The organism is Virgibacillus pantothenticus (genome assembly GCF_018075365.1).
Taxonomy (GTDB): Bacteria; Bacillota; Bacilli; order Bacillales; family Amphibacillaceae; genus Virgibacillus; species Virgibacillus pantothenticus.
In genome coordinates this window covers 4,709,102-4,724,260 of the sequence record NZ_CP073011.1, presented here as the reverse complement: position 1 = coordinate 4,724,260, position 15,159 = coordinate 4,709,102, and the positions used below count along the sequence as shown (strand labels likewise).

The 15,159-nt window shown below is 39.4% G+C and carries 11 protein-coding genes; 10 read left to right on the top strand and 1 reads right to left on the bottom strand.

Features of this window, described 5'->3' with window-relative positions:
- Window positions 1–10: 10 nt before the first annotated feature.
- The gene (locus KBP50_RS21765) at window positions 11–1,228 is read left to right on the top strand and encodes a S1C family serine protease (protein ID WP_050350618.1); all 1,218 of its coding nucleotides are present in this window, start codon (window positions 11–13) and stop codon (window positions 1,226–1,228) included.
- A gap of 1,050 nt (window positions 1,229–2,278) precedes the next feature.
- On the opposite strand, the gene KBP50_RS21760 is transcribed toward KBP50_RS21765, so the two are convergent.
- A complete protein-coding gene (locus KBP50_RS21760) occupies window positions 2,279–2,653 on the bottom strand; it encodes a DoxX family protein (protein WP_050350619.1) in 375 nt (124 codons plus the stop codon).
- 366 nt (window positions 2,654–3,019) lie between these two features.
- On the opposite strand from KBP50_RS21760, the gene KBP50_RS21755 reads away from it, so the two are divergent.
- The 9 genes from KBP50_RS21755 (at window position 3,020) to cysI (ending at window position 15,139) form a co-directional block, all read left to right on the top strand.
- Window positions 3,020–4,735 (top strand): ABC transporter ATP-binding protein, encoded by a 1,716-nt coding sequence (locus KBP50_RS21755; RefSeq protein WP_050350620.1) that lies wholly within the window; start codon window positions 3,020–3,022, stop codon window positions 4,733–4,735.
- A 528-nt stretch (window positions 4,736–5,263) separates the two neighbouring features.
- A complete protein-coding gene (locus KBP50_RS21750; RefSeq protein WP_050350621.1) occupies window positions 5,264–5,926 on the top strand; it encodes a peroxiredoxin in 663 nt (220 codons plus the stop codon).
- Between the two features lie 638 nt (window positions 5,927–6,564).
- Complete coding sequence (locus KBP50_RS21745) at window positions 6,565–7,977, top strand: MBL fold metallo-hydrolase (protein ID WP_050350622.1); 1,413 nt, start codon at window positions 6,565–6,567, stop codon at window positions 7,975–7,977.
- Window positions 7,978–8,809: 832 nt separating this feature from the next.
- A complete protein-coding gene (locus KBP50_RS21740) occupies window positions 8,810–9,382 on the top strand; it encodes a TetR family transcriptional regulator (protein WP_050350623.1) in 573 nt (190 codons plus the stop codon).
- Window positions 9,383–9,584: 202 nt separating this feature from the next.
- The gene (locus KBP50_RS21735; protein WP_050350624.1) at window positions 9,585–9,932 is read left to right on the top strand and encodes a DMT family transporter; all 348 of its coding nucleotides are present in this window, start codon (window positions 9,585–9,587) and stop codon (window positions 9,930–9,932) included.
- Complete coding sequence (locus KBP50_RS21730) at window positions 9,932–10,246, top strand: DMT family transporter (RefSeq protein ID WP_050350625.1); 315 nt, start codon at window positions 9,932–9,934, stop codon at window positions 10,244–10,246. Before KBP50_RS21735 ends, KBP50_RS21730 begins: the two co-directional genes overlap by 1 nt.
- 436 nt (window positions 10,247–10,682) lie before the next feature.
- On the top strand, window positions 10,683–11,420 hold the full coding sequence (locus tag KBP50_RS21725) for a phosphoadenylyl-sulfate reductase (protein ID WP_050350626.1): 738 nt from the start codon (window positions 10,683–10,685) through the stop codon (window positions 11,418–11,420).
- Between the two features lie 101 nt (window positions 11,421–11,521).
- A complete protein-coding gene (locus tag KBP50_RS21720) occupies window positions 11,522–13,360 on the top strand; it encodes an assimilatory sulfite reductase (NADPH) flavoprotein subunit (RefSeq protein ID WP_050350627.1) in 1,839 nt (612 codons plus the stop codon).
- Between the two features lie 63 nt (window positions 13,361–13,423).
- A complete protein-coding gene (gene cysI / locus KBP50_RS21715) occupies window positions 13,424–15,139 on the top strand; it encodes an assimilatory sulfite reductase (NADPH) hemoprotein subunit (protein ID WP_050350628.1) in 1,716 nt (571 codons plus the stop codon).
- The last annotated feature ends 20 nt before the right edge of the window (window positions 15,140–15,159 follow it).

Sequence of the window (15,159 nt, the reverse complement as noted above, 5' to 3'; positions counted from 1 at the left end):
GGGTAGGTATATGGGATATTATGATCAGCACTATCCACCGAATCCGAAAAAGAAAAAAAGAAGCTGGCTTGTACCATTGCTGCTTGGTGCCATCCTTGGTGTTTTACTTGTAACGGTAGCACTTCCTGCACTTGTAGATACCGGGCTTCTGTCAAATTCGCAGCAACAACAGGATAATCAGCGTGGAATAGATAGTTCAGATGGGGGAAGTAGAGGACCAACAGAAGTGGTGAATGTAGATGTATCAACGCAGATCACAGAAGTTATTAATCAAGTAGCCCCTGCAGTAGTTGGAGTAATTAATATTCAGAACCAAATGGATTTTTGGCAACAACAAGAGGAATACAACCAGGCTGGTGAAGGTTCAGGTGTCATTTATAAGAAGGCAGATGGAACGGCTTTTGTAGTAACCAATCATCATGTTGTAGAAGGTGCGGATACGATTGAGGTTGTGTTAGCTGATGATACACATGTTGAAGCTGAATTAGTAGGGTCCGATCTTTTTTCTGATTTAGCCGTGTTAAAAATGGATGGATCTCAAGTGGATCAAGCTATCGAAATTGGCTCATCTGCAAATGTAAAAACAGGCGAACCTGCTATTGCGATTGGGAATCCACTCGGACTCATGTTTTCTGGATCGGTGACACAAGGAGTAATTAGTGGAACAGAACGAACCATTCCACAAGATTTTAATCAAGACGGTCGAGCCGATTGGCAAGCAGAAGTGATTCAAACCGATGCAGCCATTAACCCCGGTAATAGTGGTGGGGCGTTAATCAATATACGTGGTCAATTGATTGGGATTAACTCCATGAAAATCAATCAAACAGCAGTAGAAGGGTTAGGCTTTGCCATTCCAATTGATTCTGCTCTGCCAATTATGGAAGAACTAGAAACAGAAGGAAAAGTGACCAGGCCGTATTTAGGAGTAGAAATTTATTCATTAGATGAGGTACCTCAAACAGAGTGGGACAATACGTTAGGCCTTCCAGAAAATATTAAAGGGGGCGTCTACGTTTGGAGTGTAGAACCACTATCCCCTGCAGATCAAGCTGGCTTGAAGCGGTTGGATGTTATCACAGAATTAGATGGAAAACAAGTAATGAATATGATTGATCTTCGTAAAATTCTTTATCAGGAAAAAGAAGTCGGTGACGATATATCTGTCACATACTATCGAGGTGGTAAAAAACAAAAAACAACGATTCAATTAGGGACGCAGGAATAAAAAGCTAGGTTGCCCACATTGTGGATAACCTAGCTTTTGTTCTGTAAAGAAATCATGTTTGACTTAGTGGATAACTTTTTGCAAGTAGCTTCTTGTAGCGCGACAAGAAACTTTACCGTTATTTATTATATGCGCAAAGTTTATTTCATTATCGTTCAAGCGGGAGACTAGAAGCTTCGATATAAAAAGGGAATAATCCGACAAGCGAGCTACTCACTTTTGTTCTGAGATAAGAAACCAGCATGGCTCACCAAGAGCGCAAGCCACCATCTATGATGAAAAATTTTGCTTTATAATGTTTAGATTCTTGAAATACTACCTAAGTTATATAATGGTAAATAGCGTTTTTTTTCATACAAAAGTATAAAATTAGGTTCTTGTGGATAATGAAATAACCGAATAGTCACGTCCGGCTCCATCGCCCAGCAACTAGGCGACTTAGAAATGCGCCCTATGATAAGGCATCATCGGTTCGTGGCAAAGAGGAAGGCCGACTAAAAACGGGCTTGCCGCTCAGGCGTCGGCATACCCCTGTTTTTAGTGGCGTGATTCCTTTATCTTTAGTTGATTTGTTCCATTCGCTACGTTGCTAAACGGGCGCCCCGAGCCTTTGTTCTTAATACTGGGACTGATCACCCAACTCCACGATAAAAAATTATTTATAGATCTGCTTCATTATGTGTATCAGAAAGCTGTCAGGAGAAGATGTGATGTTGAAAATTAAATAGTTATCCACAGAAACACAGAAGTTATACACAAATTGTTAATAATTTTTTGGTTAAAAATCAATATATTGTATGTGAAAAAAAACACAAAACAAAATAGCTGCGAACACCTGTGCATATGTGGATAACTTTGTGGATGACAACAGCTTTTCAACAGGCAGAACCCTATTTATACACCAGTTATCAACAGTAGGAGAGGATAACTTATACTTTGTTCACAAGTATAAAGGAAATTGTAGAGAAAGTAGTAAAACTAAACGAATTAAAGCTGTCTCCTATGTTTAGAGTTTTGCTATAGATAGCATGGTACAAATTGGTTCTAGAGTTAGTTCTCCTTCCTATCCCAGATGATTAATAATAAAATTAGCATAACAATATCTAACCGTGCCTCAAATAAAAAAGATAGTAATCCTTGGCTTAATAAAATAGGGAGCTTTGTTAAATATAATGCTACAAGCATAATTAAAATTAAAGGTGGTACAGCTAGATGAAGGTAAGACCTCCCAGCTATAAACATCCCACAAGCAATTTCGAGAATTGCAACGATAAATAGGGTTAACTCTGGAAAAGGTAAACCTAATTCAGCAAAAGACACTTTAAAATCACTTACAACGAGTTTCATAGTCCCCGATGTTAAAAAAACAAATGCAATGGAATAACATACCCAAGAATACAGTGGTTTGGTTAATTGTTTTTTCATCGTATCCGCCTTTCTTTTCAAAATAGATTCTTTTCCTATCTTCCACACACTAACGAAGCAAATTATGTTGAGGTTTATCCCGTATATAAGGTGCTGTAAGACTCCCACTTCAGGAGTTGGATAAAAACAAGTCTAAGTGGGAGATAACATCTAAATGCCCGATTCGTTCATCTAACAATCAGTGGGTAATGAATGAAAACCCACTGATTGAAGATTCACTTTATCCTTGTCCTAAAGAGTTAAACTGCTCATTACATAAACAGCTCCTTTATTTTCAAAGATATGCATGCAATGAGACAAACTTGCCAAGCTGTATGATTAACCGTATAATTCCTGTAGGTTGAGGAAGGGGTGTGTAAGGGAGTTATGTTACGACGTTTTTTTTCGTACTATAAGCCACATAAGCGTTTATTTATCGTCGATTTTACATCAGCAGTTATTGTCGCCACTTTAGAGCTAGCATTTCCAGTCGCGGTACAGTATTTTATCGATGATTTGTTGCCGGGAAACGATTGGGATTTAATTGTACTTGTCAGTGTGCTACTCTTGCTTGTTTATATACTTAGTACAGTATTGCAATATGTTGTCACATATTTTGGACATAAGTTAGGAATAAATATTGAAACAGATATGCGTCAGGAATTGTTTCATCATGTACAACGGCAATCATTTCGATTTTTTGATAATACAAAAACAGGTCATATTATGAGCCGAATAACCAATGATCTATTCGATATTGGTGAATTGGCACACCATGGACCGGAAGATTTCTTCATTTCCTTGATGACCTTCGTTGGAGCATTTATGATTATGTTTACTATTAATATGAAGCTCGCACTGATTATCTTATTTGCTGTACCTATACTGGTTTTTCTAATTGCTTTTAGTAATATTCAAATGAATAAAGCATGGAAGAAGATGTATGAAGACATTGCTGGTGTCAATGCTCGTATAGAAGACGCTGTATCAGGAGTACGTGTTGTCCAATCATTTACGAATGAAGCATACGAAATGAATCGGTTTACCAAAGATAATAATAGCTTTCGCAGAGCAAAGATCAGAGCTTATAAAGTGATGGCAATTGTCCATTCAAATATTTATATGCTTATGCGTGTCATTACACTACTAGTATTAGTAGTTGGTGCATGGTTGACTTATCGTGATGAGTTGTTAATTGGCGAACTTGTCAGCTTCGTTTTATTTGTTAATGTACTATTTACGCCGATTCAAAAAATTACCGCTTTATTGGAGTTATATCCAAAGGGGATGGCCGGCTTTAAACGGTTTATTGATTTATTGGATGTTGACCCAGATGTGCAAAATAAAGCCGATGCGCAGCCTGTAACTTACTTACATGGAAATATTGCCTTTCATAATGTCACTTTTACATATGAAAAAACGCAAAAGCCGGTTTTAAATGATTTAAGCTTTCACATTCAGGCTGGAGAAACAATTGCTTTCGTTGGACCTTCTGGAGCTGGAAAAACGACTATTTGTTCATTAATTCCTAGGTTTTATGATGTCAATGGCGGAAAAATTACTATCGACGGCACTGATATTCGGGATATGACAAAGGAAAGCTTGCGTCAGCAAATCGGTATTGTCCAACAGGATGTATTTTTATTCACTGGGACGTTACGTGAAAATATTGCTTATGGCAAGCTGAATGCGACCAATGAGGAAATTGAATTAGCAGCACGTCGGGCTCATATGGAAGAATTTATTAATGACTTGCCTCATGGTTTTGAAACTCAGGTTGGTGAACGAGGCTTAAAGCTGTCGGGAGGGCAAAAGCAACGCATAGCAATCGCACGTATGTTTTTAAAAAATCCACCAATTTTAATTCTAGATGAGGCGACTTCTGCTTTGGATACTGAAACGGAGATGATCATCCAAAAGGCATTAACAGAACTTGCTAAAGATCGCACGACACTTGTCATTGCACATCGGTTAGCCACTATTAAAAATGCTGATCGAATTATGGTGGTTACGAAGGATGGAATTGAAGAGGAAGGCAGTCATGAGCAGTTACTGGAGCGTGATGGTATTTTTGCTCATTTGCATCGGGTGCAAATGCGTTAGCATATTTAGTTCTTCATGAGAAAGACCTGCCTTTTATGAAGCGAAACCTAGAAGTAAATTTAAACGTAATTTTAAATCAAATGCTTTCTTATTAAGCCAGTTGAGGATAACGAAATAACCGAATAGCCACGTCCGGCGCATGAGCCCAGCAACTAGGCGACTTAGAAATGCGCCCTATGATAAGTCAGCATCGGTTCGTGGCAAAGAGGAAGGCCGACTAAAAACGGGCTTGCCGCTCAGGCGTCGGCATACCCCTGTTTTTAGTGGCGTGATTCCTTTATCTCAGTTAATTCGTTCCATTCGCTACGTTGCTAAACGGGCGCTTGCGCCTTTGTTCTAATATAGAGCATATTTGAATATACGTCCGTATGAAATTTGTATAAGCTGCCAAAGGATTATCTGTCCCTTTCTTGCTATAATTGTTAATAATTTATGACAATTTCAATTTTTAGAGTAAATTACGTTTCACTCAAATAAGATAGAGGTACAGCAACTAATAAATGAATAAAAGTAGAGAGGGGATTTACGATGGATCATTTGGAACAAGCGACACAAGGATATAGTTTGCCGAGAATAGGAGAAAAAGCACCTGATTTTACTGCAAAAACGACCCACGGAGATATTTCTTTACAGGATTATAAAGGGAGATGGGTCGTGTTGTTTTCGCATCCAGCTGATTTTACGCCCGTATGTACCTCTGAGTTTGTAGCTTTCCAGGAAGTCTACGACCGTCTGCGTGATATGAATACAGAATTAATTGGCTTAAGTATTGATAGTGTCAGCTCTCATATTGCTTGGGTCAGAAATATGGAAGAGAATTTTAATACAACGATTGAATTCCCAATCATTGCTGATTTGAACCAGAAAGTTGCTACGAAATATGGAATGATTATGCCTGAATCCGATGGTACAGAAACATCACGAGCGGTATTTGTCATTGATGATAACCAGACGATTCGTGCGTTAATCTATTATCCTCTATCAACAGGACGTAACATAGAAGAAATTGTTCGCCTTGTGAAAGCTTTGCGAACTACTGATGAACATGGGGTTTCAACACCTGCAAATTGGCAACCTGGTGATAAGGGGATTGTTAAACCGCCTCAAACAAAAGCAGAAGCGAATGAACGTATGAATAATAGGGAATACGAATGCGTGGATTGGTACTATTGCAAAAAGGAAATTAACTAAGCAAAATGGATATCCCCAGCTGCATAATTGGGGTCTTTCTAGAAAGATAAGAAAGTATAAAATGAGGTGCTTGGGGATAACGAAAAAACCGACTAGCCACGTCCGACGCAAGCGCCCAGCAACGATGCGTCTTCACGAGATCACCTTACGATAAGGCATCATCGGTTCGCCGCTAAGAGGAAGGCCGACTAAAACCGGGCTTGCCGCCCATCGTCGGCATACCCCTGTTTTTAGTGGCATGATTCCTAAATCTTTAGTTGATTTGTTCCATTCGCTACGTTGCTAAACGGGCGCCCTGCGCCTTTGTTCCACTATAGGAAAGTATAAGATTTTTTGGTTTATAGTATAAGAGAAACAAAGGCTTCCGCCATAATACTTGGCTCAAGCCAAGTTTTTCTAAGATAAATAAAGTGAATATTCAAGCAGTAAGGTGTTCATTCATCCCTCACTGCTTGTTAGTACCGTAATGGTATGATCTAAAGGCCTCTTACGAAACAGGGCATGGAGGTGCTGTTCTCTCCCACTTAGACTTGTGGCAGTACAATTTATCCAACTCCTAAGCGGGAGCCTTACAGCACCTTATATGCAGGATAAACCAAATATGCGAACGTACTTTATGAATGAAAGGGGTTTATTTCATGTATTTGAAGTATTTTTATGATTCTTCATTAGCGCAAGCATCCTATATGGTAGCTTGCCAAGCTACAGGGGAAGCTGCTGTTATTGATCCTGCAAGAAATATAGAAGATTATTTAAAGATTGCCAGAGAGCAAGGTTTTCATATTGTCGCAACAGTCGAGACCCATATTCATGCTGACTTTGTATCAGGAGTCACCGAGCTAGCACGGAGAACAGGCGCAACTATTTATCATTCTCTAGAAGGAAACGAAAACGGAGGGTATGAATGGGATAACGCATTACCCGTTCAAGGCGTACGCGACCAAGATATAATCCGCTTAGGTAATGTACAGCTAAAAGCACTTCATACCCCTGGGCATACTCCAGAGCATATGGCGTATGAATTAATAGATGGGGCAACTGCTGATAAGCCAATGGGTGTGTTTACAGGCGACTTCGTATTTGTCGGGGATGTTGGTCGCCCTGATTTATTAGAGAAATCAGTAGGTGTAGCAGGATCAGCAGAAGAAGGTGCACGGCAAATGTTCGCATCCTTACAAAAGTTTAAGAAGTACGCTGATTATGTACAAATTTGGCCTGGTCATGGAGCTGGAAGTGCTTGTGGAAAAGCGCTTGGGGCAGTTCCGACAAGTACGGTCGGCTATGAGCGATTGTTTAATCCAGCTTTTCAGCCAACAGAAGAAGCTGCTTTTGTCGAATTCTTATTGGATGGTCAACCAGAGCCGCCTGCTTATTTTGCAAAGATGAAGGAGGTAAATAAAACTGGCATGACGCCACTATCCAAAGTTCCATATTCGGTAGAAATGCAGCTGGCTGGCGATGGGGTTGCTGAATTAGCTAATGATAAGCAGACGATTGTCATCGACACACGAAGCATCCAAGCATTTGCTACGGGGAGTATCCCTAAAACGATTAACCTTCCTTATCCCGATATGTTTGCCGAATGGCTCGGTCGTTTAGCCGATTATGAAAAATCGATATATCTTATTGCCGAACCATATCAATTTGCTCATTTACGTAAAATAATGCTTAGTATGGGAATGGACAATTTACAAGGATTTTTTTCCACATCTGTTATTGATAGCGCATCCAAATTGTTAACGTATGAAACGCAATCACCATCTGAAGTGGACAAAAAAAGAAAACATGACCATATTCAAGTGGTAGATGTAAGATATACGGATGAATGGGATGAAGCGCATATCCCAAATGCTAAGCATATTCCACTCCCAGAATTAGCAGAAAGAACGGATGAATTAACTCCGGATAAGCCTGTCGCGGTCCATTGTCGTTCAGGAAAGCGTTCGGCAATTGCATCAAGCATTTTAATAAATCAAGGATTTGACGTCATTAACGTAAAAGGCGGATTTATAAATTGGGAAAATGAAAATCTAGAAACGACGAAAGCATAGAGACAAGAGGGCTAAGTGTCCTCTTGTTTTTTTGTAAAGATAAGAAACCAGCATGGCTCGCCTAGAGCGCAAGCCACCATCTATGATGAAAAATTTTGCTTTATACTGTTTAGATTCTTGAAATACTACCTAAAATAAATAAGTTATAATGGTAAATAGCGTTTTTTTCATACAAAAGTATAAAATGAGGTGCTTGGAGATAACGAAATAACTGAATAGCCACGTCCGGCTTCAGCGCCCAGCCAACGATGCGACTTTAGAAATGGGCCCTACGATAAGGCCTCATCGGTTCGCGGCAAAGAGGAAGGCCGACTAAAACCGGGCTTGCCGCCCAGACGTCGGCATACCCCTGTTTTAGTGGCATGATTCCTTTATCCCGGATATAAGGTGCTGTAGACTCCCACTTCAAGAATGGAAGCGGTGAGCTAAACAAGTTGAAGTGGGAGGTAACAGCACCTAAATCCCCGATTCGTTCAACTAACAATCAGCGGGGATGGAAGAACCCCCCGCTGATTGAAGGTTCACTTTATCTTTAGTTGATTCGTTCCATTCGCTATGTTGCTAAACGGGTGCCCTGCGCCTTTGTTCCACTATAGGAAAGTATAAGTTTTTTTGGTTTATAGTATAAGAAAAACAAAGGCTTCCGCCATAAGACTTGGCGACAAGCCAAGTTTTTCTAAAATATATGATGTGTGTTAAGTTAATTCTTTTCGTTCGTTATTTTTCGTAAGCAGTAAGCGTAAGAAAATCCGGTAAGATGGTAAGTTGACAGGATTATTAAGTTATTATAAAATGACTGATAGTCAGTCAAATTCTTTATCGAGGTGAGGAGATGGATAATAAGAAACAAAAGATTGTACAGTCAGCCATCCACGTTTTTCGTGAAAAGGGGATCGAAAAAACGAAGGTATCTGATATTGTTAAAGGCGCTGGCGTTGCCCAAGGAACTTTTTATTTGTACTTCCCATCCAAGCTAGCAGTGATGCCGTCCATTGCTGAAGTAATGGTTAAAAAAATCGTTGAAGCAATGGAAGAAGAAGTCAATCGCGATGAAGCATTTATCGAACAATTAGAACAGGTGGTTCATGTTGCCTTCCAAATAACGAATGATTATCGAGAAATTTACGCGCTTATGTTTGCGGGATTGGCATCGAGTCAATATTTAAGTGAGTGGGAGAAAATTTATGAGCCCTATTACGCCTGGATGCAGGAATTTTTAAATCAACCGAAAGCTGCTTCTATTTTGCGTGAATATATGGACGTGGAGGCAACAGCTAAATTACTGATCGGATTAATTGAAGCAGCGGCTGAACAATCCTATTTGTTTGATAAGCAAGATGAAGAAAAAGCGAATCAGAAAAAGAAAGAAGTATTGGAATTTGCCAAACATGCATTATGCAAATAGTTTGGGGAAATGAAGGAAGAGAAAACAAACCTGTATGTAACCGACTTGGCGTAAACCAAGTTTTTCTTTCCCACAGAAATGACTGATAGTCAGTCATAAGAAGTAGAAAAATATAAGTCTAGAATAGTGAAAAATTGCTCAGGACATTGATAATCCATGCAATTTTATGCCTTGAGCAAAGCGAAAGGAATGGTTATAAAAAATGAATAAATCATGGATTTACGTTATTTTAACAAGTGTATTTGAATTAATTTGGATTTATGGCTTTAACATAGCTTCCACCTGGTGGCATTGGGTGTTCATTATTAGTGCTATCTTATTAGATCTACATTTTTTATCCAAAGCATGCGAAGGAATCCCAACTGGAACCGTATATGCTATCTTTGCGGCAGCTGGAACAGTAGGAACAGCTTTGATGGATGTATATATATTTGATGGCAGTTTAAGTATGGGGAAAATTTTCTTTATGTTTCTTCTCGTCGTAGGCGTAATCGGCTTGAAACTATTTGATGCGCCAAATCAATCAGCAAAGCAGGAGGTGCATTCATAATGGGCTGGCTTTTAGTAGCATGTGCATCCGTATTTGAAATCTTAGGAGTTTTAGGCTTGCGATTATATAGCCAAAATAAGACGGTTGCAAATGGGTTATTGTATCTTGGGGGGCTAGGTGCATCCTTTGCCTTTCTTTATGCTTCCTTTTCGCATTTACTTGTAAGTGTTGCCTATTCTGTGTTTATGGGAGTCGGTACGGCTGGGGCTGTATTAATGAATATGATTTTCTTCGGCGAATCGACGAATAAGCTACGCGTTTTTAGTTTAGTACTGATTATTATCGGTGTCGTCGGACTTAAAGCATTATCCTAATAAGCGGAGAGATCAAGTAAAGCGGCAAATCGATAGATTATTTTTCTGGTCCCTATTAAATTTACGGTCACACTTATCTGTTTCTTGAATATAAAGATAATATCAAATTATTCTCATGTTTTAGAAAAAGGGATTGACTTTTCTTGGGAAAACATTTAATATATCAAGCAATATATGCATAGATTCTTTTTTAGAGAGACTTGGTAACTCTATAATTGGAAACAGGTTTTTACTATTGTTGTGCTACATTGCCTAACGAGTCATCTGATAAGTAAGAAGAGCATAAGATAAATGGAATAATTGCTCTTCTTATCATTTGAATAAGAAGCGTAACTTCTATCCACTATTTTTGACTTCACTCTCTATTTCCAGCACAACAAATGATCTAGATACCCTAACGCTCTTATATTTGAGAACAACGTAGGAGGGGAAATGTTTGACACGTCAAATACTTTCTTATCAAAATTTTACTGCCGATCCTTTTCAAGATTTCTACCCTAATGATGATACGAAGGGTGCCACCACTATTTTAAGCTGGGCATATGATTTATATGGAGATTCCATTGTATATGCATGCAGCTTTGGTGCAGAAAGTATGGTACTAATTGATTTACTATCTCATGTGAAGCCAGATGCGCAGATTGTCTTTCTAGATACAGGATTACATTTTCAAGAAACGTATGATCTTATTGATGAAGTAACGAAACGATACCCTGATTTGCGAATACGTCTAAAGCAACCTGATTTATCCGTCGAAGAACAGGCTGCAAAGCATGGCTCAGCCTTATGGAAGCGACAACCAGATCAATGTTGTTTTATCCGTAAGATCAAACCACTGGAAGAGGTGCTTGACAGTGTGCCTGCTTGGATTTCCGGACTGCGCAGAGAGCAGTCATTAAGTCGTAGAAAAACTGACTTTGTGAATAAAGATGAACGATTTAAAAGCATTAAAGTATGCCCATTGATACATTGGACTTGGGATGATGTCTGGAATTATATTCGAAAACGACAATTGCCATATAATGAACTACATGACAGGAATTACCCAAGTATTGGGTGCATTCCCTGTACTTCGCAAGTAATGGAATCTGATGATTTGCGTGCAGGGAGATGGACGGGGCAAACGAAAACAGAATGTGGTCTGCATACGGCAAATAATAAACATGATTCGTGATGGTCTGAGAACTCATCTTTTTTATTTCATTTAATTCCTAGTAATTTAATTGGTATACTAAGTTTTAGCTTGCATATAAAAATAGTAGTGAGGTGAGAGCGTTGTCGTTGGATGTAACAAATAGCCCATTTAATCAAGAGCAAATAGAACAATTAAGTCGATTGTTACCAACCTTAACGAATAATCAAAAGGTTTGGCTAAGTGGCTACCTTTCAGCTGTTATATCTAAAAAAATCCAGCACACTAGTAATCAAGTCCCGCAAATGGATAGTCAGCTGGTGAGTGCTGGTGGTCCATCCCAGAGAACAGTAACGGTATTATACGGCTCAGAAACAGGAACAGCCCGTTCACTAGCAGAAAGGATGGCTGAGAAACTAGATGAAGCTAATTTTATGGTGATCTTCTCAGCTCTTGATGATTTTAAGCCAAGTAAATTAAAAAAGACAGAGGATTTATTCATTATAACGGCAACCCATGGCGAAGGTGAACCACCAGATAATGCGATATCTTTTTATGAATTTCTTCATAGTAGAAAAGCACCTAAATTGGAACATTTGCGTTTTTCCGTGTTGTCACTTGGTGATGAGTCATATGAATTTTTTTGTCAAACTGGAAAGGACTTTGATAAACGCCTAGAAGAATTAGGTGGAGAGAGGATATATGACCGAGTAGATTGTGATTTAGATTTTGATGAACAAGCGGCTGCGTGGATGGACGGTGTTCTCGGTATTTTAAAGAAGGCAACGGATGCTGCTGACCAGAACGCGCTTTTAAGTCAGCAAAAGGCAGGTATGAACATTTCAGAAAACCCTGTTTTTTCAAGAACAAATCCATTTATGGCCGAGGTTATAGACAATATAAACTTAAGCGGTCGCGGTTCTAAGAAACAAACACATCACTTGGAACTATCTCTCGATGGATCCCACTTTACCTTCAAACCAGGAGATAGTTTAGGGATTTATCCGAAAAATGACCCTGTATTAGTTGAGCAACTCATAAAAGAGCTGGAATGGGACGCTGAACAAGATCTATCTGTGAATAAGCAGGGGGAAATAAAGTCATTACGTGAAGCTTTGCTTTCTCATTTCGAGCTAACCGTTTTAACCACATCTATGTTAGAAAAGGCAGCAAGATTGTTTGCGAATGAAGCATTAACCAAACTTTTAGAAGCAACTAATAAAGAAAAATTAAACTCTTATTTAAAGGGAAGGGATGTTCTCGATTTAGTAACCGATTTTCCACCGAAAAAGCTGGCACCTAAGGATTTTGTGAGCATATTGCGAAAGCTGCCTGCTCGACTTTATTCCATAGCCAGCAGTTACAAAGCCAACCCTGACGAGGTTCATCTAACGATTGGAAAGGTAAATTATGTTGCTCATGGACGTAAGCGATTTGGTGTTTGTTCTAGTCAAGTTGCAACAAGAGTGGAAATAGGTGACAAGTTACCGGTGTATATTCACCAAAATCTTAATTTTCAATTTCCTAATGATCCCCAAACGCCTGTCATTATGATTGGACCTGGTACGGGAGTGGCTCCGTTTCGTTCCTATTTGGAGGAGTTGGAGGAAACCGAAGCCAAACGAAAAACATGGCTTTTCTTTGGCGAACAGCATTTTTCATGTGATTTTCTCTATCAAGTAGATTGGCAAAAGTGGCTAAAAGCAGGTGTGCTTTCGAGAATGGATGTTGCATTCTCAAGGGATACCGATCAAAAAGTATATGTGCAACACAAGATGCTTGAAAAAAGCAACGATTTTTATAACTGGTTAAAAGCAGGCGCTGCTGTTTACGTATGTGGAGATGAGAAGCATATGGCGAGGGATGTCCATCAAACGATGATGACCATATTAAGACAGGAGGGAGACATGAGTGAGGAGGAGGCTAAAGCATACTTGCAGCAAATGCGTCTAGAAAAACGATATCAGCGAGATGTATATTAATTTACTGAATTAATAGGGTTATAGGCTAGTTAAAACGCATGTTAGTGAAGGGAGTTCAACTCAATGGCAAAGGAAAAAGATGCACTTCATAAAGCACCTCTAGATGATATGGAGCGAATAAAGGAAGCAAGTAATTTTCTACGAGGAACGATAACGGAAGGGCTTGCAGATCCGATCACAGGAGCAATTTCTGCTGATGATAATAAGGTGCTGAAGTTTCACGGAAGTTATCAACAAGATGATCGTGATCTACGAGATGAACGTAGACGTCAAAAATTAGAGCCTGCTTATCAATTTATGCTTCGAGTACGGGTTCCAGGAGGGATTGCTACACCTGAGCAATGGCTTGTGGTGGATGAGCTTGCTGACAAATATGCAAATGGAACCATTCGTTTAACTACAAGGCAAGCATTTCAACTGCATGGCATTTTGAAATGGGATTTGAAAAATACGATAAGAGAAATTAATCATACACTTATGGATACATTAGCCGCTTGTGGTGATGTAAATCGAAATGTGATGTGTAATACCAATTCGTATCAATCGGCAGTCCATACAGAGGTTCAGAAATGGGCTCAAGAAATTAGTGACCATCTCTCCCCAAGAACGGGAGCATATCATGAGATTTGGCTAGATAAAGAAAAAGTGGTGGATTCACGAGATGAAACGGAAACAGAGCCAATTTATGGAGCAACCTATTTACCAAGAAAATTCAAAATTGGCATTGCAGTACCTCCATCAAATGATATTGATGTATTCTCACAAGACCTCGGTTTTATTGCCATTCAAGAAGCTGATGAGCTGGTAGGTTTTAATGTTTCTGTCGGTGGTGGGATGGGAATGACGCACGGAAACTCCAATACGTATCCGCAATTAGGGCGGGTGATTGGTTTTTGTACTCCTGATCAAGTGATTGCTGTAGCAGAACAAATTGTTACAATTCAGCGAGATTATGGAAATCGATCTGACCGAAAGAAGGCCAGATTCAAATACACCATTGATGCAAGGGGTATAGATTGGCTAAAGCAAACGTTACATGAACGATTAGGCTGGGAGCTGAAGAAACCGAAAGATTACCAGTTTGAAAATAATGGGGATGGCTACGGATGGGTGGAGGGAAACGGCAAATGGCATTTCACATTATTCATTGAAAATGGCCGTGTAAAGGATACGGATGACTATCCATTAAGAACAGGACTAAGGGAAATAGCAAAGATTCATACGGGAGATTTTCGCTTAACACCTAATCAAAATCTAGTGATTGCAAATGTTACGAAACAAAAGAAAGATCACATCGAGCAACTAATCCAAACGTACAAACTAACAGATGGTGGGCAGCTTAGTGGGCTGCGGCGTAATTCCATGGCTTGTGTAGCTTTACCGACTTGTGCTTTAGCAATGGCAGAATCAGAAAGATACCTACCTTCATTAATCGAAAAAATAGAAGCGATTCTTCAAGAAGCAGGTCTGCACCAAGAAGAAATTGTAATACGTATGTCAGGCTGCCCAAACGGTTGTTCACGACCAGCTCTAGCTGAAATAGCTTTTATTGGTAAGGGTCCTAGCAAGTACAATATGTATCTTGGTGGAAGCTTCACCGGAGAACGATTAAGTAAGCTCTATCGGGAAAATATAGGAGAACAGGAGATTTTAGATACACTCGGACCGATTATAAATCAGTATGCAAAGGAAAGGCTTGTTGGGGAGCGTTTTGGAGACTTTGTTATTCGCGCAAATTATGTAGAAGCTGTATATTCCGGACTCGATTTTCATCGATAGTGGAGGTTTTAGGCGATATT